The organism is Vibrio sp. GJ43-1 (assembly GCF_055808835.1).
The window spans coordinates 3,120,367-3,142,760 of sequence record NZ_CM147884.1 but is presented as its reverse complement, the minus strand read 5'-3'; the positions used below and the strand labels follow the sequence as shown (position 1 = coordinate 3,142,760).

The 22,394-nt window shown below is 44.7% G+C and carries 14 protein-coding genes, 5 pseudogenes and 1 other annotated feature; of the genes and pseudogenes, 14 read left to right on the top strand and 5 right to left on the bottom strand.

Annotated elements, in window-relative coordinates; translation table 11 throughout:
• Positions 1–119: 119 nt before the first annotated feature.
• The 3 genes from mnmL (at position 120) to AC0L66_RS14930 (ending at position 3,970) form a co-directional block, all read left to right on the top strand.
• Entirely contained in the window at positions 120–1,058 is a 939-nt protein-coding gene (mnmL, locus tag AC0L66_RS14940) for a tRNA modification radical SAM protein MnmL/YtqA (RefSeq protein ID WP_265673695.1), read from the top strand.
• Between the two features lie 69 nt (positions 1,059–1,127).
• Complete coding sequence (gene arcB, locus AC0L66_RS14935; RefSeq protein WP_473567829.1) at positions 1,128–3,482, top strand: aerobic respiration two-component sensor histidine kinase ArcB; 2,355 nt, start codon at positions 1,128–1,130, stop codon at positions 3,480–3,482.
• Positions 3,482–3,970, top strand: a complete 489-nt coding sequence (locus AC0L66_RS14930; protein WP_473567828.1) for a hypothetical protein — start codon at positions 3,482–3,484, stop codon at positions 3,968–3,970. The genes arcB and AC0L66_RS14930 overlap by 1 nt, the downstream gene beginning before the upstream one ends.
• Before the next feature lie 58 nt (positions 3,971–4,028).
• Here the strand turns inward: AC0L66_RS14930 and arcA are convergent, their stop codons facing one another.
• Positions 4,029–4,745, bottom strand: coding sequence for a two-component system response regulator ArcA (gene arcA, locus AC0L66_RS14925; RefSeq protein ID WP_265673698.1), 717 nt, complete (start codon positions 4,743–4,745; stop codon positions 4,029–4,031).
• Positions 4,746–5,074: 329 nt separating this feature from the next.
• On the opposite strand from arcA, the gene AC0L66_RS14920 reads away from it, so the two are divergent.
• Together AC0L66_RS14920 and AC0L66_RS14915 are read left to right on the top strand one after the other, a co-directional pair.
• The gene (locus AC0L66_RS14920; protein WP_473567826.1) at positions 5,075–5,467 is read left to right on the top strand and encodes a DUF3293 domain-containing protein; all 393 of its coding nucleotides are present in this window, start codon (positions 5,075–5,077) and stop codon (positions 5,465–5,467) included.
• Positions 5,468–5,552: 85 nt separating this feature from the next.
• Positions 5,553–6,035 (top strand): putative 4-hydroxy-4-methyl-2-oxoglutarate aldolase, encoded by a 483-nt coding sequence (locus AC0L66_RS14915; RefSeq protein WP_265673700.1) that lies wholly within the window; start codon positions 5,553–5,555, stop codon positions 6,033–6,035.
• Positions 6,036–6,042: 7 nt separating this feature from the next.
• Here AC0L66_RS14915 and AC0L66_RS14910 read toward each other — a convergent pair whose 3' ends face one another.
• Positions 6,043–6,513, bottom strand: coding sequence for a ribonuclease regulator (locus tag AC0L66_RS14910; protein WP_473567825.1), 471 nt, complete (start codon positions 6,511–6,513; stop codon positions 6,043–6,045).
• A gap of 277 nt (positions 6,514–6,790) precedes the next feature.
• Positions 6,791–6,908: a sequence feature (Thr leader region), on the top strand.
• Between the two features lie 29 nt (positions 6,909–6,937).
• Between AC0L66_RS14910 and thrA the strand changes: the two are divergent.
• From thrA to AC0L66_RS14890, 4 genes and pseudogenes are all read left to right on the top strand, one after another.
• Positions 6,938–9,399 (top strand): annotated as a pseudogene (thrA, locus tag AC0L66_RS14905) (bifunctional aspartate kinase/homoserine dehydrogenase I).
• A gap of 1 nt (position 9,400) precedes the next feature.
• Positions 9,401–10,364: pseudogene (gene thrB / locus AC0L66_RS14900) on the top strand (homoserine kinase).
• A pseudogene (gene thrC, locus AC0L66_RS14895) lies at positions 10,361–11,642 on the top strand (threonine synthase). Before thrB ends, thrC begins: the two co-directional pseudogenes overlap by 4 nt.
• 185 nt (positions 11,643–11,827) lie before the next feature.
• A complete protein-coding gene (locus tag AC0L66_RS14890; protein ID WP_473569272.1) occupies positions 11,828–12,610 on the top strand; it encodes an arylamine N-acetyltransferase family protein in 783 nt (260 codons plus the stop codon).
• Positions 12,611–12,678: 68 nt separating this feature from the next.
• Here AC0L66_RS14890 and AC0L66_RS14885 read toward each other — a convergent pair whose 3' ends face one another.
• Positions 12,679–14,439, bottom strand: coding sequence for a hypothetical protein (locus tag AC0L66_RS14885; protein ID WP_473567824.1), 1,761 nt, complete (start codon positions 14,437–14,439; stop codon positions 12,679–12,681).
• A 470-nt stretch (positions 14,440–14,909) separates the two neighbouring features.
• Between AC0L66_RS14885 and AC0L66_RS14880 the strand changes: the two genes are divergently transcribed.
• Complete coding sequence (locus AC0L66_RS14880; protein WP_265673707.1) at positions 14,910–15,755, top strand: magnesium transporter; 846 nt, start codon at positions 14,910–14,912, stop codon at positions 15,753–15,755.
• 71 nt (positions 15,756–15,826) lie between these two features.
• On the opposite strand, the gene dacB is transcribed toward AC0L66_RS14880, so the two are convergent.
• The gene (gene dacB, locus AC0L66_RS14875) at positions 15,827–17,266 is read right to left on the bottom strand and encodes a serine-type D-Ala-D-Ala carboxypeptidase (RefSeq protein ID WP_473567821.1); all 1,440 of its coding nucleotides are present in this window, start codon (positions 17,264–17,266) and stop codon (positions 15,827–15,829) included.
• A 427-nt stretch (positions 17,267–17,693) separates the two neighbouring features.
• Between dacB and greA the strand changes: the two genes are divergently transcribed.
• Positions 17,694–18,167 carry a transcription elongation factor GreA gene (gene greA / locus AC0L66_RS14870; RefSeq protein ID WP_265673709.1) on the top strand — a complete coding sequence of 158 codons (474 nt, stop codon included), beginning with the start codon at positions 17,694–17,696 and terminating at the stop codon, positions 18,165–18,167.
• Positions 18,168–18,350: 183 nt separating this feature from the next.
• Here the strand turns inward: greA and yhbY are convergent, their stop codons facing one another.
• Entirely contained in the window at positions 18,351–18,647 is a 297-nt protein-coding gene (gene yhbY, locus AC0L66_RS14865; RefSeq protein WP_250615712.1) for a ribosome assembly RNA-binding protein YhbY, read from the bottom strand.
• Positions 18,648–18,759: 112 nt separating this feature from the next.
• On the opposite strand from yhbY, the gene rlmE reads away from it, so the two are divergent.
• The 3 genes and pseudogenes from rlmE (at position 18,760) to folP (ending at position 22,380) form a co-directional block, all read left to right on the top strand.
• Positions 18,760–19,389, top strand: a complete 630-nt coding sequence (gene rlmE / locus AC0L66_RS14860; RefSeq protein ID WP_265673710.1) for a 23S rRNA (uridine(2552)-2'-O)-methyltransferase RlmE — start codon at positions 18,760–18,762, stop codon at positions 19,387–19,389.
• Between the two features lie 105 nt (positions 19,390–19,494).
• Positions 19,495–21,481 (top strand): annotated as a pseudogene (gene ftsH / locus AC0L66_RS14855) (ATP-dependent zinc metalloprotease FtsH).
• Positions 21,482–21,548: 67 nt separating this feature from the next.
• Positions 21,549–22,380 (top strand): annotated as a pseudogene (gene folP, locus AC0L66_RS14850) (dihydropteroate synthase).
• Positions 22,381–22,394 lie beyond the last annotated feature (14 nt).

Genomic DNA, 22,394 nt, shown 5'->3' with positions numbered 1-22,394 from the left:
TTTGATTAAGTTGAAAGTAGGCGGGTATTGCTACTGTGCCTGGTTTTATTTTGCAGGGATGTAATTTAGTTTCAAAAATTAGAGTGATAGTCATTCTTATTTAATCGAGTTTGTTTGATATGCAGTTACACGAATTAGTTAATACCATTGGTCAAGATCTTCAGCGTCGCTATGGCGAAAAAGTCCATAAGCTGACGTTACATGGTGGATTTAGCTGCCCAAATAGAGACGGTACTATTGGGCGCGGTGGGTGCACTTTTTGTAATGTTGCCTCGTTTGCCAATGAAAATACCAGAATACAATCTATCCATGAGCAATTGACCGATCGAGCTGGCGAGGTCAAACGAGCAAAAAAATATCTGGCTTACTTCCAAGCCTATACAAACACCTACGCCGAAGTGCAAGTCCTTAAAAGCATGTATGAAGAGGCATTAAAATATGCCGACATCGTCGGGTTATGCGTGGGCACTCGTCCAGATTGTGTCCCTGATGCTGTACTAGATTTATTGGCCGATTATGTCAAGCAAGGCTATGAAATATGGTTAGAGCTGGGTCTGCAAACCGCAAACAATCAGACGTTAAAGCGTATTAATCGTGGCCATGACTTTGAGGTATATGATGCTATTACCAAACGCGCACGGGCGCTAGGTATTAAGGTTTGTACTCACCTTATTGTTGGGCTGCCGAAAGAAAGTAAGCAAGACAACCTCGATACGCTAGATAAAGTATTGCTAACGGGGACGGACGGGATAAAACTGCATGGTTTGCATATTGTTGAAGGCAGTACCATGGCTAAAGCATGGCATGCTGGTCGGCTAGAAGCGCCAACATTAGATTTTTATCTCGATGTCGCAGGTGAAATGATTCGCCGCACGCCATCAGACATTGTTTTCCATCGTGTGGCATCTTCTGCGCGAAGACCAACACTGCTAGCGCCGCTATGGTGTGAAAATCGCTGGTTAGCGATGACGGAATTAGGGAGAAAACTGTGTCTTGAGGGACCACAAGGCTCACTGCTTGATAATCCTTTCGTTTATCACAAACCTATACTCAAATAGTCGAGCATTCGTGCATGGCAACTAGGCGAAGTGATACACTTAGCTGAGTAACCATGCACGGAGTGCTGAATGAAACCCATCAAAAACCTCGCTCAATATTATGTCGATCTCTTAGTGAGACTTGGCATTGTTCGTTTCTCTATTCTACTCGCTCTTGCGCTCGTGGCTCTAGCCGTGGTTGTGCAGGTCGGTATTACCTTAGTATTAAATGGTCGAGTGGATGATATCGATATCGTTCGCTCGGTATTCTTTGGTCTCATCATCACCCCTTGGGCGGTCTATTTCTTGTCAGTGGTCGTCGATCAGTTGGAAGAGTCGCGACAACGATTAGCTAAAATGGTATCCAAACTTAAGGATATGCGTTCTCGTGACCAAGAGATGAACATCAAGCTGCAGCAAAACATCAGTAAGCTGAACTTAGAAATTGAAGAACGGGAAAAAGCTGAAGATGCACGCAAAGAGGCGATGAAGGACCTTGAGAATGAGGTGTATCAGCGTGAGCGAACTCAGCTAGAACTTGCTGAACGAACAGCACTGCTTCGGTCGTTTATTGATGCTTCTCCGGATTTGATCTATTACCGAAATGCAGAAGGCGTGTTCTCTGGCTGCAACAAAGCGATGGAAGACCTAACCGATGAAAAAGAAAAAGAGTTGGTGGGGTTAACTCCGTGGGATGTGTACTCGGAAGAAATTGCTGAGCAAGTGGTTGAAACCGACCATAAAGTCATGAGCAATAACCAAGCACTGACGTATGAACAATGGTTAGAGTACCCCGATGGTAAGAAATGTTACTACGAGCTGCGTAAAGTCCCCTTCTACAGTAAAGATGGACGCCACCTTGGCCTCGTTGGTTTTGGACGCGACATCACCGAACGCAAACGCCATCAAGAGTCACTAGAGAAAGCCAGTCGAGATAAAACGACGTTTATCTCGACAATTAGCCATGAATTGAGAACGCCGCTAAATGGTATTGTGGGCCTTAGCCGCATGTTACTCGAGAGTCCACTCGACAAAGAACAGCGTAGTCACATGCAAACGATCAATGTGAGTGCAATAACGCTGGGTCATATCTTTAATGACATTATCGATATGGATAAATTTGACCGACGTAAACTGGAGCTCTATCCAGAGCCACTTAAATTTGATGATTTCATTGTTGAAATTGAGAGCATTTCAGCATTAATGGCAGAGCAAAAAGGCTTACGCTTTGATTTAGAAAGATTAACGGAACTGCCTGAAGGGATCTGCGTGGATGCGACGCGATTACGGCAGGTGATATGGAACCTTGTTAGTAATGCGATGAAATTTACTAAGCACGGTGGCGTAGTGATGACGGTCAGTGCTGATGTCATCGATGGTATTGCTCACATCGTTATTGAGGTGGAAGATACTGGTGTGGGTATCCCACAAACTGAGGTCGATAAGATTTTTGCCATGTATTACCAGGTAAAATCGAAAACGGATAATTTGCATGCTGTCGGTACTGGTATTGGGTTAGCGGTGTCTCAACAGTTAATTCACATGATGGATGGAGAGATCACCGTTGATAGTGAAGAAGGGTTCGGTAGCACCTTTACTATCTCGATCAATGTGCCTTGTGCTGACGAAGGACAATTGGTTGTCGAGCCAGTACGTTCCCCACAGGGGCTACGAATATTCATGCTTGAGGATATTGAATTAAATATTACCGTGGCACGTAGTCTACTGGAGAGCCTAGGGCATACCGTGACGGTGGCAATGACAGGTAAAGAAGCGATAAGTGTTTTTCAGCCACAAGACTACGATTTAGCATTATTGGATATTCAGTTACCTGATATGACGGGTTTTGACGTCGCCCAGTATTATCGAAACCATTACGAACAACTGCCTCCGCTTGTTGCATTGACAGCGAATGTGGTTAAGAACAAGCAAGATTACCTTGAGCAAGGAATGGATGACGCGCTCAGCAAGCCACTCAATGTGAAGGCTCTGACCGAAGTGATCAATGACTTCTCATCTTCGATGGAACCGAAGTCAGTCATGATACCTAATGAAAAGGATGAAGAGTTAATGAATGCTAATCGTGATTTATACGAACGCTTACTTGATATTGGGATGCTAGACTCGTACGTTGATATCGTGGGAACGAAGCCAGTACTCGATAGTATCACCATGTTTGAAGACATGATGCCGGATTACATGGAGATCCTTCAATCCAACATGACGGCCCGGGATCAGCCAGGAATTACGTCTGAAGCTCATAAAATTAAAGGCGCGGCAGGGTCTATCGGTCTGAAGCGAATTCAATCTGTGGCGCAACAAGCACAATCTCCAGATTTACGCGCGTGGTGGGAAAATATAGAAGACTGGATTGAAGAAATAGAGAACGAATATCGTAACGATATCCAAGTCTTAAAATCTTGGTTAGAAAGTAAGGGTTCATAATGAAAAGAATGATCACAACAATGGCATTGGCTATTGCGCTTGGTGGGTGCGTTACATCATCGAATAACCACCTCGATGCATGGAGTGCAAGTGACACCGCGGCTGTTGAGCAACAATCGATCTTATTGGCATCAAATTTGTGGATCGATATGATGCCAAAGGTGGGTGAAACGTTGCCATTGATGAAGGAACAAACGATCCATGGGGCGCTGAATCTTAGCAGCAAGGGTCAGCTACCAGCGGATATGGACGCATTGAAAGTGGTCTTAAAGCAAGGTGATGAGGTATGGGAGCTAAGTGCTGATGACTTTGAGCTACGTAACCATAGTGAACAGCAGTGGGAAGTGGCCTTTCAGTGGCAACTAGAGTTCAATAACTCAGAACCGATGGATGTGGCACTATTGCTGGTGAATCAAGGTAAAGAAACATGGTTGCTCAATAAGCAGGTACTCAGTAGATACCGTTTACTAAGCGAACTGAGGCAATAAAAATGATAATCAATAAAAAGGGACGCTGATGCGTCCCTTTTTTACAATCATGTTGTGATTATTCTTCTAGATCGCCACAGAAGCGGTAGCCTTCACCGTGAATAGTCGCGATGATCTCTGGCGTACCAGAGACAGACTCAAAGTGCTTACGGATACGACGAATAGTCACATCAACAGTACGATCGTGAGGCTTAAGCTCACGGCCTGTCATTTTTTTCAAAAGGTCGGCGCGAGTTTGAATCTTGCCTGGGTTTTCACAGAAGTGAAGCAGGGCACGGAACTCTGAGCGTGGTAGTTTGTAACCTTCACCGCTAGGGCTTACAAGTGAACGGCTGTTGATATCAAGTACCCAACCATTAAACTCGTACTTCTCAACACTGCGTTTCTCTTCTTGAGATACGTTGCTGCTCATAGAGCGAGTAAGAAGGTTGCGCGCACGAATCGTTAGTTCACGTGGGTTAAATGGCTTAGTGATGTAATCATCTGCGCCGATCTCTAAACCAAGAATTTTATCCACTTCATTGTCACGTCCCGTCAAGAACATAAGGGCAACATTTGCCTGCTCTCTAAGTTCACGAGCGAGAAGTAGACCGTTCTTACCTGGAAGGTTGATATCCATGATAACAAGGTTTACTGAGTTGTCAGACAAGACCTGATGCATTTCTTGACCATCGCTGGCCTCAAATACAGCATATCCTTCTGCTTCAAAAATGCTCTTAAGAGTGTTACGTGTTACTTGCTCATCTTCAACAATAAGAATTTGCGGGCTTTGCATTGGCTGTACCTAAATTAAACTTGTGATAAATCGGGCTGTAGTAGAATAAATTCTAGGCAATAAGTTAACATATAGGTAATGTTTCTTGGATGTTCTGCTTACAATCAGAGAAACAGTTACGATATGCGTCGCCATCCATGAAGCTGCCAGCTAACGAGAAATCCCTTAAATCTCTTATTATTCCGCTAGGTCATTGAGGCGAATTCTAATATGTTAACAGCATGCTAACAATGGTCAAATGTTAATTCCTTGCAGTTTGTTGATTTAAATCAATAGCTGACTTGTAACAAATATTAATAGTAATAGGTAAATCGGGAGCGGTAATCAATATGTGTGTTAATGCGCAGTTATGGGCTTCTTATGCAAATGCTTGCTTTAGGTTTGAACGAGCATGGTCAGTTGAACAGTACGCGATTATCACGGCATGGAACCCTAGAAGCGTTTGGGTGTCTAATGAACGTAACCTTATTAAAAACAAAGAGTTAAATTTAGATTTTGGCCATAAATTAAGATTAAAGGTTATCGTTGGCGACGCCACTTTTGATTGGTATGAAGAGAGCTATGCTGTTGAAATGACGCTTTCTGAAGCGTGTGACTTAGGACAAAAATATCATCAAAATGCCATTTATTTTGTCGACAATGGTGTACTGTTTTTGGTGCCTTGTGATGGTGATCGCCAACCAAAAAATTTAGGTTTATTGGGTGAGTATGTGGCTGATTAGCTACATACTGCTGGGTAGATGAAAAGGATTTTTAATTTAATGCTCTCTAAAGGTACGCCTATTGAGTAGAATTCATGGAGGAAAGATGAGAGATATCACACCTGATATTTGTGACCAACACGAAGATAAAGTGATGCTGCTGAATGTACCGCTGCAAAACTTTGGTCAAAGGGCCGCTTTTTGGGGAGAGATAGTGACGATTCGTTGCTATCACGATAACTCAAAAGTGCGTGAAATACTGGCGACAAATGGCGCAGGAAAAGTCCTTTTCGTTGACGGTAACGGTTCTTGCCAAAAAGCGTTGCTCGGTGACCAGCTTGCTATCATGGCGATAGAAAACGGTTGGGAGGGCGTTATTGTCAATGGTGCCATTCGAGATGTTGCAGCGATGTCTGAAATGGACTTAGGCGTTAAGGCGTTGGGGGCGTGCCCGTTTAAGACCGAAAAGCGTGGCGCAGGGGAAGTAAATGTTACCCTTACGATGAACAACCAGATAGTTCAGCCGGGACATTATATTTACTCAGATTGGAATGGTATCTTAATCGCCAAGGAAGCATTGTCGTTTTAATTACACGCTAAAAACGAAAGCCTAGACCGACTTCGATGCCTTGTTGAACTTTCTCAAAGTCAAAGGTGGCGTGTACGTCTAGGTTTTCTGTTAGCCGCATTCGGCTTGATATTTCCGCCGCCATCCCCGCTTGTTTCACGTCATTTTCTTCATACTGGTAGCCGCGTAGCATACTTTTTACCGAAATTCGTTCGGAAATTTGATAGCTCATACCGCTGAGAAACCCTCTATCGCTTGATTCTAGAGAATTATTAAGGCGCGCACCGATATAGACATCGACGGAGTCGAAGACTGAGTAGGCGTACCCACTGTCGACATTCCACTGATCTAAATTATTACCTGATGACTTACTGTCAGACGAAAGGAAAAAATTATGGGGTGAGGCGTCATGCTGAGAGGGCAATGTAGGGAGCTCAGCCGCTCGTGCGGTGTTTAATGACAATAATACGAACAAAGTAGACACAATTATTGCCTTCATAGCACCACTCCTTGTTCATTATTATTGTTTTTTATTTGTCCACTAATTAAAGCACAATATCTAAGCAAAAAGTTGTAAATCGATATAGCATTTAACGATTTACTCATAACCTAATGACATATATCTACAATAAATGTCATTTTTCGGTGATTGACCCGAATAACGCTCTTGATTTAAGAAAAGTACAAATTTTGATTGACTAGTCTACAAGAAGTGCGGTAAACGTATGGGTAAGCACATAAGAAAGTTTGTAGATAACCCTATGTATAGAAGCCAGCTAGTAGTAATGACCACCACGATTATTATTACCGACATGACCAATGTTGGAGCAGGCTGGTAGACGGAAGAAATTCAAAAAACAAGGCCTGTATCACCAAGATACGGGCCTTTTTTTTACCTGTTTTGAGTATTTCGGGAGGAAAGGATGCGAGTACTAAAATTTGGCGGCTCATCATTAGCCGATGCAGATCGCTTTTTACGAGCGGCAGATATCATTGCCAACAACGCCCAACAAGAAAATTTAGCCGTGGTGCTATCTGCGCCAGGGAAGACAACCAATAAGCTCGTTGCTGTCATTGATGCGGCACTAAAAAATAGTGAAGTCGAACTGCAGATTTCGGAGCTGGAGGCATCATTCAAAGCATTGTTTGCCAGTATCCAATCGGTTCTTCCCAATATTCAAAGTACAGACTTTGACAATCAGGTAAAAACCTCTTTGTTTCAACTGCACCAATTTGTACATGGTATCCGTTTACTTGGCACCTGCCCTGATCATGTGAATGCTCGCATCATCTCGAAGGGTGAACGCATCTCTATTCAATTGATGAAGGCGGTACTTGAAGCCAAGGGCCAAGCAGCGGCATTAATTGACCCTGTGAAATACCTGTATGCAAATGGTGACTATCTTGAAGCGATGGTTGATGTGGGTGTGTCTACTCAAAATTTTCAAGCTAGCCCATTGGAGGAAGGCGTTGTTCACATCATGCCAGGCTTTACGGCAGGCAATGCAAAAGGCGAGTTGGTCACATTGGGTCGTAATGGCTCTGATTACTCTGCAGCAGTACTTGCTGCCTGTTTACGAGCGGACTGCTGCGAAATTTGGACAGATGTAGATGGCGTTTACAACTGTGACCCGCGTTTAGTTGATGATGCGCGTTTGCTCAAATCATTGAGTTATCAAGAAGCAATGGAGCTATCGTATTTCGGTGCCTCAGTTCTTCACCCTAAAACAATTGCACCTATTGCTCAATTCCATATTCCATGCCTTATCAAAAACTCATTTAACCCTCAGGGGGCGGGTACTTTGATTGGGCAAGATGCCAGTTGAAGACAACCTACCAATTAAAGGCATTACCACGTTATCTAACTTAATCATGGTTAACGTATCCGGTCCAGGCATGAAGGGCATGGTCGGCATGGCGAGCCGTGTGTTTGGGGCTATGTCTTCGGCTGGGGTTTCAATTGTGCTAATCACTCAATCATCTTCGGAATACAGCATTAGTTTCTGTATTGAAGAAGAAGACCGAGTAAAAGCGGCGTTGATTTTAGAAGAAACCTTTGAGCTAGAACTGAAAAATGGCTTACTTGAGCCAGTAGAGTTTATGGATGATGTGGCGATTGTAACGCTAGTGGGTGATGGAATGAGAACATCACGCGGTGTGGCATCTCAGTTCTTCCTATCGTTGGCGGAAGTGAATGTCAACATTGTAGCGATCGCACAAGGCTCTTCAGAGCGCGCTATTTCTGCTGTGATTCCGGAAGATAAAATCTCAGAAGCGATCAAGGCTTGCCATGAAAACCTGTTCAACTCTAAGCACTTCTTGGATGTGTTTGTGGTTGGTGTTGGTGGTGTTGGTGGTGAACTGGTCGATCAAATTCAACGTCAGCAAGTAAAGTTGGCGGAAAAAGGCATCATCATTCGTGTTTGTGGTCTTGCGAATAGTAAAGGGGTACTTCTCGACGGTCAGGGCTTACCTCTTGAGCAATGGCGAGATCGCATGAATGATGTCACGGAACGGTTCAGTGTCGCTGGATTAGCGGCATTGGTTCAACGTAATCACATCATTAACCCTGTACTCGTAGACTGTACATCGAGTGAAACTATCGCGAACCAGTACGCTGAGTTTTTAGCGGCCGGATTCCATGTGGTGACCCCGAATAAAAAGGCCAACACCTCCAGCATGGCTTATTACCATCAGCTTCGTGATGTGGCGCGTAGCTCACGTCGTAAACTGATGTATGAAACAACGGTAGGTGCAGGTCTACCTGTTATTGAAAACCTACAGAACTTAATTTCTGCCTGGTGACGAATTGGAAAAATTCAACGGTATTTTATCCGGTTCCTTGTCATTTATTTTTGGTAAATTAGATGAAGGTCTTACGCTGAGTCAGGCGACGAATGTTGCCAAAGACAAAGGGTTTACGGAACCAGATCCACGAGATGACTTATCCGGAATGGATGTGGCTCGGAAGCTGCTAATATTGGCTCGAGAAGCTGGCATGGCGCTGGAGCTTGAAGATGTGGAAGTGGATCAAGCATTGCCACCTGGCTTTGATGATTCCGGTTCAATTGAAGACTTTATGGCTCGCTTACCTGAAGCCGATGCGCACTTCTCTAAACTTGTTGCTGACGCAGCAGAAGAAGGTAAAGTGCTGCGTTATGTTGGTGAAATTGCCGATGGTAAGTGTCGAGTTCGTATCGCGTCTGTTGATGAAAATGACCCTATGTTTAAGATCAAAGATGGTGAAAATGCGCTGGCTTTCTACAGTCGTTATTATCAACCAATCCCTCTTGTACTACGTGGCTACGGCGCTGGTACGGAAGTGACCGCTGCTGGTGTCTTCTCTGATGTGATGCGTACACTTGGATGGAAATTAGGAGTATAAAATGAGTCAAAAAGTCGTGGTTTATGCTCCCGCGTCTATCGGCAACGTGAGCGTTGGTTTTGATGTGTTAGGGGCAGCAGTGTCGCCTATTGATGGCACATTACTGGGTGATTGTGTGGAAATTAAAGCCAGTGATGTCGCTTTCGAGCTCACAACGAAAGGCCGATTTGTCGATAAGTTACCATCCGATCCACAAGAAAATATTGTTTATGATTGTTGGAAAGTGTTTGCTAGAGAGCTAGATAAAAAAGGCGTACCACTTAAGCCGATTCATATGACGCTTGAAAAGAACATGCCAATTGGCTCAGGGCTAGGCTCAAGTGCTTGCTCTATTGTGGCTGCATTGGACGCGCTCAATCAATATCATGGTAATCCACTGGATGAAATGGCCCTGCTCGCTCTAATGGGTGAAATGGAAGGGCAAATTTCTGGTGGTATCCATTATGACAATGTGGCACCTTGCTATCTAGGCGGCGTGCAACTGATGCTTGAAGAGCTTGGTATTATTAGCCAAGAGGTCCCTTGTTTTGATGATTGGTACTGGGTCATGGCGTATCCAGGAATCAAAGTTTCGACGGCGGAAGCAAGAGAAATTTTACCTTCTCAATATCGTCGACAAGATATCATCGCCCATGGTCGTCATCTTGCTGGCTTCATTCATGCGTGCCACTCTGGTCAGCCTGAATTAGCCGCGAAGATGATCAAAGATGTGATCGCTGAACCCTATCGCGCCAAATTGCTACCTGGCTTTAGCCAAGCAAGAGAGTATGCAAAGGCGGCGGGTGCGTTAGCAACCGAGTATCTCCGGTAGTGGACCAACGCTGTTTAGTATCTGCAAAGAAAAAGACGTGGCAGAGCGCGTTGCTCGATGGTTAGAAGAAAATTACGTACAGAATAACGAAGGATTCGTGCATGTTTGTCGTTTGGACAAGCAAGGCTCGAAAGTAACAGGAAGTGAGCAATGAAGCTTTACAATATCAAAGAAAACGATGAACAAGTCTCTTTTGGTCAGGCCGTCCGTCAAGGGCTAGGCCGTAACCAAGGGCTATTCTTTCCCTCTGAACTACCAAAGTTTGAGGATATCGATGCGCTATTAGCGGAAGATTTTGTATCCCGCAGCGCAAAAATTCTCTCGGCACTGATTGGGGATGAGCTTCCAAAAGAGAAAGTGACGGAAATGGTGGATGCCGCGTTCCAATTCTCTGCACCAATCAAAGAAGTGAAAGAGGGCGTGTATGCGTTAGAGCTTTTTCACGGCCCGACGCTAGCGTTTAAAGATTTTGGTGGCCGCTTTATGGCTAACTCCCTTGCTGCGGTATCGGATGGCGGAAAAATCACGATCTTAACGGCAACGTCTGGTGATACTGGCGCTGCTGTTGCTCATGCTTTTTATGGTATGGAAGACATTAATGTCGTCATTTTGTATCCAAAAGGGAAAATCAGCCCACTGCAAGAGAAGCTATTTTGCACGCTAGGTAAAAACATCCACACCGTGGCGATTGATGGCGATTTTGATGCCTGTCAGGCGTTAGTGAAGCAAGCCTTTGATGATGCGGAGTTGCGAAAAGAAATTGGTCTTAACTCGGCAAACTCAATCAACATTAGCCGATTAATGGCGCAGATTTGTTACTACTTTGAAGCGGCGTCACAGCTAAGCAAAGCACAGCGTGAAAACCTGGTTATCTCAGTGCCAAGTGGTAACTTTGGTAACTTGACCGCGGGTTTGCTTGCCAAAGCACTGGGTCTGCCAATTAAACGCTTTATTGCGGCAACCAACGCCAATGATACCGTACCACGTTACCTAGAAACGGGGCAGTGGGATCCTAAACCGACCGTGGCGACAACATCTAATGCCATGGATGTGAGTCAGCCGAATAACTGGCCACGTATTGAAGAGCTATGTCAGCTGAAAGGCTGGGGGCTTGATACGCTAGGCAAAGGCGCAGTGACTGATGAGCAAAGTGCTGCGTCAGTACGTGAACTCAATACATTAGGTTACCTGTGCGAGCCACATGGTGCGATCGCGTATCGCGTTCTAGATGAGCAACTGCAAGAGGGTGAGACTGCAACTATTCTTGTGTACCGCGCATCCGGCAAAATTTAAAGAAGTCGTTGATGACATTCTAGGCACTGATATTGAACTGCCAGCTCCCCTTGCAAAGCATGCAGCAATGGAATTGTTATCTGAAGATCTGAACAATGATTTCGAAGCGCTAAAAGTGGTGTTAAGACGCGTTCAATAGGGCGTTTAGCCTATCTGAATGTAGAACGGCGAACGTAAACGCTTGAGTATGAATCACTCTTACCGCTAAGTGAGTTAGCAAGGGAAAGTGACGTCATATTTGAGCGTTTTTTTGTATCCGCGTAGTATCAATCAGCAATCACCAATGAGCTATTCGCATTTTACTGGTTAGGGAAGCCAACAATGATGACGTCAATCCAACTTAATCAATATCTCTCTAAGCTAGGTGTTGCTTGTCCCATCACTGTCGATCTAGACGGTTTGCGTAAGCTGCACAAGTGTCAACATCGTAGGATACCGTTTGAGAACTTTGATGTTGCCGCTGGACGTGCGATTCGTTTGGGGCTAGATAACCTTTTCGAGAAGTTAGTTTTAAGTGAACGGGGCGGCTATTGCTTTGAAGTGAACGGTTTATTGCTCCATGTATTACAAGCGGTTGGTTTTGATGGCAGGGCATTGCTCGCACGTGTTCACCTTTCTGGTGAGCCGTCGGGTAGAACGCATCAGGTTTCTTTAATCACATTGAACGACCAACGCTGGATTGTTGATGCTGGCTTTGGCTCTCAGACGCCTAGGCAGCCTTTATTACTTGAAGTAGGGCAAGAGCAGCATATTGATTATCAAACGTTTCGGTTTATTGCAGAAGAGCGCTATGGCTTTATGTTACAAGTTAAGCGTGATAATGAATGGTTCGATTTATATAGCCTCGATCTTTCCTTTGTGTGTCAGGGGGACATCGAATGTGGCAATCACTATACGTCAACCAGTCAACACTCGGTATTTACATCGGCGACAATAGCGGCGCTTCCTATCGAAAATGGAATGATTACTTTGCTCGATAACACACTAAAAATCACCCAAGGTGATAGCGTGGTGAGTATTGAGGCCCCCTTCGACGATCGCTACGCGGAACAAGTAAAAAAGCACTTTAACATTGACATGGAAGCCCATTCTCTCAAAGAGGAGTAGCAGACCGGGAGCTCACCAGAATTATGGCCTAGTCGATGACCGATTAGAGTGACAACTAGGCCGAACTTTTATGGTGTTTTGTTTGCTATAAACCCTGCGGTGGTGGCGGGTTGCCAAGTCTGTCCGTTATCAGAGCTGACAAGCAACACTGGATCGTGTTGATAAGCTTGACTATATCGGTTGGAGTTACCTGCCAGCTCTTCATTGGGCCAACGCTGATAATGTACTTGATAGGCGTTGATACAATCCTGGCTTGATGTGGCCAGCGCGCACTCTTCAGCATTGCTATATGAACTTCGTGCTTGCGTGTTGAACCAAGTGCTTTCTTTGAAGTTTTGAATCTCATAGGTATAGAGTAAAAATAGATTACCGCGCTTATCTTGATGCAGCTTCTGGGTGTAGTTTGAATACTGCTGCCAGTTTGGCATCACCACTACGCCTTGGTCTTGCCATTGGTATTCTCCAGAATCTTCTAACGAGCCTTTAACCCACTCTAAACGATAGCCTTGTGGTGCCACTGTATTTGGCGCGGTGTTTCTCATCGCTAAGTAGATATCATCGTTGTTTGTTAAGGCTGCGTGGATGTAGGTGTAGCGCCCATAAGGTTGCCCTACATAATTTACAGTATCGGAAAGAGGTTTATCTTCTGGGTATCGACCAAATGCTTCATTAGGTCCAGTGGAAAATTTATCATTCGCCTCTACCGTATTCCCCCATAGGTTATGATCGCTGTTCCAATCTGTATCGGTGACTGGTTGCAGAGAGTAGCGATGCCAAATCTGATGATTGTGCGCCCCAGAAATGTAGTGCAAACGCTTGTGACTATCGATAAGAATAATCGGTTGGTTATGTGAGTCAGGCGTCGCTTGTGACGTTGAGCCACTCCAGCCCATAAACAGCACATCTGCCGCTTCACTACCTAATTGGTAGCGGACATAGTATTGCCCAGTATTGTACGACTGTCGGTTATTGTCATCGCTTTCAAAGCTAATAGCCGCGATATGAAGCGTATTGCCTTCCCATACAATCGGATGACTACCTCGGTATAGACCAAGTGATAGCGGTAGCGTTAAGGTTTCTTGTTGCCACTCGAGCGCATCATTCCCTTGTTCGACCAAGCGTAAGATGGTGTAGGTGCTGTCTTTGGAACGGACAAATAAAGGGGCGTCCTGTCCGTTGCCAACCATTTCGGTTTGCGCGATCCAGTGCTGTGAGTAACCTTGCCATGTATTGGTTGCGGCTTGGTAACGAACAACGCCATGATCGAGCTTAAAAAAGACATCGCCATTGTCTCGGAAATATACCTGTTCAATATAGCGGTAGCGATAGCCGTCAAGCCCATCGGCATTTTGTCTAAAACCAAACTCTTGCTCTAACCCTCTTAAAGAAATGGAAACCCACTCCCCATTCGCCGTTAGTCGCACTAGGTGAGAGTCGCAATCAGTACACTCGGTACCACTAGGATATAGCGATGAATAGACACGATCATCATAGGTGAGTGCGTGCAGCGGCTTCCCGGTTTTCTCTAAGGTAATCGGGTCTTGATGATGACCCGGTTGATCGTCCCCGCGATTGAACTGATTCATATTATTGACAATCATCCAAGGAAGATTGTTAGCATCAAAGTAGGGGCGACCTGGAATAAAACGTGGGTTATAGCCGTAGAGCTCTCTTTCTCGGTCAAAAATGTTTTGGTAGTTCAGTGACTGGTTCGCGGTTTGATCGGCTTTTATATTGGGGAAGTTAGTGTTCACTTCACTGCAATTGTGATCATAGCGAGAGCGTTGCCATGTGCGATTGAGGTGTTGGAATTCAGTTTGCCAGTTCACTTTACAATCGGTAACTGGTGGCTTTGGTTGTGCGGCCGGAGACGATTTTTTTGAGTTACACCCAGCGAGTAACAACACGCTCAACAAAGAAATTGCAAGCACACGAGAGAAAATAAGACACATGATAAATCGCTAAATAGTTAAGAAAGGTAAAAATTAGTTTCAACAGAGAAAAGGGGCTTTACTCAGTGAGTGTTTTTGGTATTCTAGCGCCGCTATCGAGTCGATAGCTTTTTCGGAGATACCTATGAACAATACCGACCATCCTCCTAGTATCAAAGGAGAAAAGTAACACTTTTTCGGTATTTTGCGATCTTCGTTCCTGCCGTCAAGGTGGGAGGCTATTTATCTATATTCCTTTCTTATTTTTCTCCTTTTCTACTATTGTGCAAATGAATGCCAACCGAGTTTGGTAGGCGGATATTTGTGACAATTGATGGTCGTTACCAACGCTAATCGGGAGATTCGCCATGACGGTAATGAGCAACACTTATATTGAAAACACGCCTCGTTTCTCAGAAGAAGAGATCAGTGCGGCAACCAAAGCTTTCTTGCAGTACGACGACGATCAGCAACTCAATTTATTGACAGTAATGCCAATTGATGAGGCGGTAGGCGTGTTGCAACACTGTGCGTTTGGACAAGTCCAACACCTGATTCAACAGCTAGATTTACAGGGGCATGATAAACGGGCACGACATTTCGCCCACCAACTTGGTTTTATTCACTCAGAAGCAGAAACCACACAAGGGTATTTAACGACGGGAGTGCTAGAGCACGTTAAACAGCGTATTGGCTGGATTATAACTCTTGCTTTAATGGGGATTGTCTCCGGGCTTATTATTGCCCAGTATGAAGATATACTCAGCCAGCTAGTATTACTGGCGGTGTACATGCCTGTTATCGCTGCTGCGGGTGGAAATACTGGAACACAGGCAGCAACGTTGGTGATACGTGCTTTGGCAACTGGTGAGTTGAGAAAGCGGCAGTGGTTAGATGTGCTTTGGAAAGAGAGCCGAGTCGCTATTTGCCTTGCGTCTGCAGTGGCTTTAGTCATGGTGGCCAGAATTTTATTGTTTAGCCACCCCGATGCCGGAAATGGCTTTGATTTAAATACCATTGCATTGTCGATTGCGGTGGCATTATTTATTCAGGTGACGATTTCTACCACGCTTGGTGGCGTGTTGCCGATTATTGCGCGAGTATTTCGCTTGGACCCAGCGGTGCTAGTGAGTCCAGTATTGGCTTCCATTGTGGATATATCTGGTATGTGGATTTATTTTACGGTTGTGAACTACTTCCTAGGGTTAGCGTAACGCGTCGTACAATGAGCAATCAGTAAATCATAATCCAGCAAACCAATAACCCAGTGAACAACAAAGCACAGCTACGGCTGTGCTTTGTTGTTTGAGCGCTCTAGAGCGTTACTATAATCGATGATCTGCTGATACAAGGTTTGCTCAAAATTGGTCAATGGTGATATCACGGGTTTCGCTGCCTGTGATTTGTCCAAATGGTAATCGGTTACCAGTTGCACGAAAATAGTTTCTACCTTGCCTTGGGAGTTAAGCCCGTAGCCCATCATGTTGTAGGTTCCGAATAAAGACCCGCTTTTCGCGGATAGCGCGCCTTTAATTGGCGGCTTTCTCATACTTTGACGGTACTTCAAGGTGCCATTATTGCCGGATATCGGTAACAAAGTAATCAGATCGAGAGTGGCGTCGTGGCGATAGACATAATGGAGCACATCGGCCATTTGCGTAGCCGTAACGCGATTGTTACGTGAAAGTCCTGAGCCATCTTCTAATACCGCACTGTCGATATCAATATTGGCTTGTTGCTTTAAAATCGCTTTTACAGCAGCGGTCCCGTTATTAAAAGATCCCGGTTGTTTGAAGTGTGTTGCCCCAATCGTTTTAAGGATGTTATCAGCGTAAAGGTTATTGGAATCACGCAGCATCGTGGCGAGTAGTTCAGGTAAAGGCGCGGATTGGTGGCTCACTCGTTCAATGAATTCGGTATTTTCGGGTGCGCCAATGCTGATACTACCCGTGATCGTCACGCCAAGTTTATCCATTTCATCTCGAATGACGGCTTGAGTAAATGTAGCCGGAGAGGAGACCGAAAAATTTAGTGGCAGAGGAGACTGACGTTGTACCACACAGCCATCAAGGGAATAACGATTCTCAGGTGTGGTTCTCAGCTCAAGATCGCAATGCTGGTCTTGTTGTTGTTGCTTGGTCACGCTGCGGGCGGTTGACATTGCTACTATGGGTTGATGCGCAGGGATATGGATGCGTGTCGTTCCATCGTTATTGGTATACAGCGCGCCTTGGACGCAATTTCCGTCTAGTGTGATTGCCGATGCGGGAGCACTGTAGCACACACCTAATATGTCCCAAGGCCACCCCACCGCGCGGTTGTAGCCAGAAAAGGCGCGGTTATCGAGCCAGACAGAATGGATCTTACTTCCCGTGGATGCTTTTACTTTGCGTAGCATGGCACGGAGATCTTTCCTTGAAAATGATGGGTCTCCAGAGTAGCGAATGATGACGTCATTTCCTGCTGTAGAGAGCGTTGTTTTGAAACGAAACTCATCGCCAAGGGAGAGCTTTGCTGCTAGGGCGGTGACGACCTTCAGTGTGCTAGCTGGTGGAAAGTAATCTTGAGTGTGTTGGTTGATCAAAGGTGAAGACGTTTGTTCGATAGAGTCTAGGTAAACACTCGCGCGGCTCCCCGCAGGGAGTAATGTACTGACATCAGCGGCATAGATGAGTGGTGAAACAATAGACAAAGTAAGTGCGACTAGCGTGTGCTTGATGGTCATAACCGTTGAGTCAGTCTTAAGGGGGGTTGCTGTAGGCTAGCAACCAATATTCCTGAGATAAAGCGCTAATTAAGAAACTTTGGGTTAAATTTACTTAGATAGCCGAGTCGCCATATGTTGAACAAAAAAACTGTGCACGATCCCGAACGTTTCTGTTTCTGTTGAACTTGCAGCAACAGAGATTTCTGCGTTATATTGATTGGCTGTTAGGTGCCTAATCAGGCATGTTGACGTGATCTCATTGTTATAAAGTCAGTAGGTTAAAGTTCAATACAGATACAACATCGCATCAAGTTATGAATTTCGATGATTTGTATCCATAGATTGATTACACTAGGCTTAATCCAGTTATTTTTAAATTGTACTCAAGCTTTGTTTGAGTAGGGTTTTTTTGTCCAAAGTAAAATTTGGAAAAGAGGTTGTTAAAATGGAAAAGGTTCCAATGACCGCTCGCGGTGAGCTTAAATTACGTGAAGAACTAGAGCGACTACTTAAACTTCGTCCTCTTATTTCTCAAGCAATAGCGGAAGCGCGTGAGCTTGGTGATTTAAAAGAAAATGCTGAATACCATGCCGCGCGTGAAGAGCAAGGTATTTGCGAAGCTCAGATTCGTGACATCGAATACAAGCTTTCTGTCGCACAAGTGATTGATGTGACAAAAATGGATAACAATGGAAAAATCATCTTCGGTACTACCGTTACCTTGATTGATGTTGATACTGACGAAGAAAAGACGTATCAGATCGTTGGTGATGATGAGGCGGATATTAAAGCGGGTCGTATTTCGGTCAGTTCTCCAATTGCACGTGGTTTGATTGGCAAAATGGAAGGTGATGAAGTGACGATCACAACGCCAGGTGGTCAAAAAGATTTTGATATCGACAAAGTCGCATACATCTAAATCTTCACTTATGATAAAAAGTCGCGTTGCGCGGCTTTTTTTATACGTTGTATCGTTGGTGTGTACGGTTCGTGCATACCATTAGTGAGTAAGATGTTTTCGCCACGGTCAAAAAAGGCCGCATTACACGACCTTTTTAAGTTGAAACGAAATGTTTCAACAATGTGACGAATAGAGTACTCGTTACTTACGAGGTAATTCGATTTTCTTTTGCTCTGATTGGCGATAAAGAACAAGTGTCTTACCGATAACTTGTACTTTTTCTGCTTTTGTCTCACGGATAATCGCATCAACAATCAATAGCTTAGTTTCACGGTCTTCCGAAGCCACTTTAACTTTAATTAGTTCGTGGTGGTCAAGAGCGATTTCGATTTCCGCTAGAACAGCCTCTGTTAGTCCATTTGCGCCTAGAAGCACAACGGGTTTCAGTGCGTGTGCTAGGCCTTTTAGGTGCTGTTTTTGTTTCGTGCTTAAGTTCATAACGCGGCCAAATTTATTTAGTGTTAGGGTTGAAAAGTCGTATTTTAACGCCATCTAATGACGAAGACTATACTTTATTCTAAGGGTTTGCCCTTGTTACGTTGGATTTTGAATGAGTAAGCAAAAACACTCGGCCAGTTCAGGCCGTTGGTTGAAGGAGCATTTTGATGATAAATATGCGAATGAAGCCAGAAGAAAAGGGTATCGATCTCGTGCTATCTTTAAAATTGAAGAGATTCAAAACAAAGATAAGTTACTGAAACCTGGAATGACTGTGGTCGATTTGGGTGCAGCACCTGGAGGTTGGTCACAGTATGCCGCTAAAGTTGTCGGTGACGAAGGACAGGTCATTGCTTGTGACTTATTGCCGATGGATTCGATTGCTGGAGTCAGTTTTTTACAGGGTGACTTTAGAGATGAAGCGGTACTGGATGCACTGTTGGAAAAAATACAACCAGATATGGTCGATGTTGTGATGTCAGATATGGCACCAAACATGGCTGGAAATTTATCTGTTGATCAACCTAGAGCAATGTATCTTGTTGAACTAGCATTAGATATGTGTAGACAAGCCTTGGCTCCTGGAGGCAGTTTTGTCGTCAAAGTGTTTCAGGGCGAAGGGTTTGATCAGTACGTAAAAGAAGTGCGCGAAATGTTCAAAGTTGTGAAGATTCGCAAACCGGACTCATCTAGAGCTCGCTCTCGTGAGGTATTTATTGTAGCTAATGGATACAAAGGCTGAACATTAGTTTACAAAGAGAAAATTAACATTGTAGCTACAGCTGAAAAACTGTAGTACCCTACCTTTAATTACAATTAGTTATCGAGGACTGACACCTTGAGTGACATGGCAAAGAATTTAATTTTGTGGTTAGTCATCGCCGTTGTGTTGATGTCGGTATTCCAAAGCTTTGGACCTGGCGAGAGCAATGGTCGAGCGGTAGATTACACCACGTTCGTACAGGAAGTTGGCAATGGCCAGATTCAAGAAGCGCAGTTTAAAGACAGCGAGATAACCTTTACTCGCCGTGGCGGTAGTCGCTTTGTGACTTACATGCTTGTTTATGATCAAAAACTTCTTGATGACCTTATCAACCAAAACGTAAAAGTTTCAGGTACACCGCCAGAAGAGCAGAGCCTATTAGGCACTATCTTTATTTCGTGGTTCCCAATGATTCTTCTTATTGGTGTTTGGATTTTCTTCATGCGTCAAATGCAAGGCGGCGGTGGCAAAGGTGCCATGTCGTTTGGTAAGAGCAAAGCTCGAATGATGAGTGAAGAGCAAATCAAAACGATGTTTTCTGACGTTGCAGGCTGTGACGAAGCAAAAGAAGACGTGAAAGAGCTGGTGGATTACTTACGTGACCCAAGCCGATTCCAAAAACTCGGTGGTAAAATCCCAACGGGTATTCTTTTAGTCGGTCCTCCTGGTACGGGTAAAACCTTGCTTGCAAAAGCCATTGCGGGTGAGGCGAAAGTGCCGTTTTTCACAATTTCAGGTTCTGACTTTGTAGAAATGTTTGTGGGTGTTGGTGCATCTCGTGTGCGTGACATGTTCGAACAAGCGAAGAAAGCGGCACCATGTATCATCTTTATCGATGAAATCGATGCCGTTGGCCGTCAGCGTGGCGCTGAGTGTAGGTGGTGGTCACGATGAGCGTGAGCAGACCCTTAACCAAATGCTAGTTGAAATGGATGGCTTTGAAGGTAACGAAGGTATTATCGTTATCGCAGCAACTAACCGTCCTGACGTACTTGATCCTGCACTGCTTCGTCCTGGTCGTTTCGACCGTCAAGTTGTGGTTGGTCTACCTGATGTTCGTGGTCGTGAACAGATTTTGAAAGTTCACATGCGTAAAGTCCCTCTAGCATCAGACGTTGAGCCATCATTGATTGCACGTGGTACACCAGGTTTCTCTGGTGCCGACCTTGCTAACTTGGTTAACGAAGCTGCACTATTTGCTGCGCGTGGTAACAAGCGCAATGTATCTATGGTGGAGTTTGAACTTGCTAAAGATAAGATCATGATGGGTGCGGAGCGCCGCTCTATGGTGATGTCTGAAGAGACGAAGGCTTCAACTGCGTATCACGAAGCGGGTCACGCAATTGTAGGTCGTTTAGTACCAGAGCATGATCCAGTATACAAAGTGTCAATCATTCCACGGGGTCGAGCGCTCGGTGTAACTATGTACTTGCCAGAACAAGATCGCGTCAGTATGTCTCGTCAGCATCTAGAGTCTATGATTTCTAGTTTGTATGGTGGTCGACTAGCAGAAGAGCTTATTTACGGTAAAGACAATGTTTCCACTGGTGCATCAAACGATATCGAACGAGCAACAGATATCGCTCGTAAGATGGTGACGCAGTGGGGCTTCTCTGAAAAACTTGGTCCACTTCTTTATGCTGAAGAAGAAGGTGAAGTTTTCCTAGGTCGCGGCATGAGTCAAGCGAAGCATGTTTCTGACGAAACGACTCGATTAATCGATGAAGAAATTCGCGTATTAATTGACCGTAACTACGATCGAGCTAAGCAGATCCTTGAAGACAACATGGATTTGATGCATGCAATGAAAGATGCGCTCATGAAATATGAAACCATCGATGCGGGTCAAATTGATGACTTGATGGAACGCAAAGAGACCATTCGTGAACCAGCTGGTTGGGGTGACCAAGCCAACACTCAAGACGCTTCAAAATCAGAAGCTAAGAGTGAGCCTGCGAAAGCAGAGGCAACACCAGAGCCTGAAACTGCCGAAACTAAAGCAGCAGAGACTAACGCTGAAGAGGTTGACGATAACAGTTCAACAGCATCCTCAAAAAAAGATTCTGAGTAGTCTTTAATTATTAAGCCCCGAGGATTTCTCGGGGCTTTTTTCGTTTATACAGCCACGATTTATTGCCATGTTATTAAATGCTAATAATAAAACCCTTCATTTAGATCGTCCGCAAATTATGGGCATCCTCAACGTGACGCCTGACTCTTTCTCAGATGGCGGTAAGTTCAACTCGATTGATAATGCGCTTGAGCAAGCAGCAGCAATGATCCAAGCTGGTGTGACTATTATTGATGTCGGTGGTGAATCCACACGGCCGGGCGCGCCTGACGTTACGCTAAGTGAAGAGTTGTCACGTGTTATTCCGGTTATCCAGGCTATTCGTCAACATCATGATGTTTGGATTTCAATTGATACCAGTAAAGCTGAAGTTATGAAGCAAGCTATTGAAGCTGGTGCTGATATCATCAATGACGTGCGGGCACTACAAGAGCCCGGAGCACTAGAGGTAGCAGCAGCGGCTAATGTGCCTATTTGTCTTATGCATATGCAAGGTCAACCGAGAACCATGCAACACGCACCGACGTATCATGATCTGCTTAAGGATATACAGGATTTTTTGGACGAAAGGATTAAAGCTTGTGAAAGTGTCGGCATTTCAAGAGAACAGCTGATTCTTGACCCTGGGTTCGGTTTTGGTAAAACTCTTGAGCACAATTACCACTTATTGGCCCATCTCGATAAATTTCATCAGTTTGGTTTACCTGTGCTGGCGGGGATGTCGCGAAAATCGATGATATTTAAATTACTCGATAAAAAACCGGCATGATTGCATGGTCGGAAGTGTCACCTGCGCAATACTTGCTGCACAAAAAGGGGCGCAAATTATTCGGGTGCACGATACAAAAGAAACCATCGAAGCAATGGCTATTGTTGAGATGATGCAGAACAATATATAAAAATAGAAAAAGGA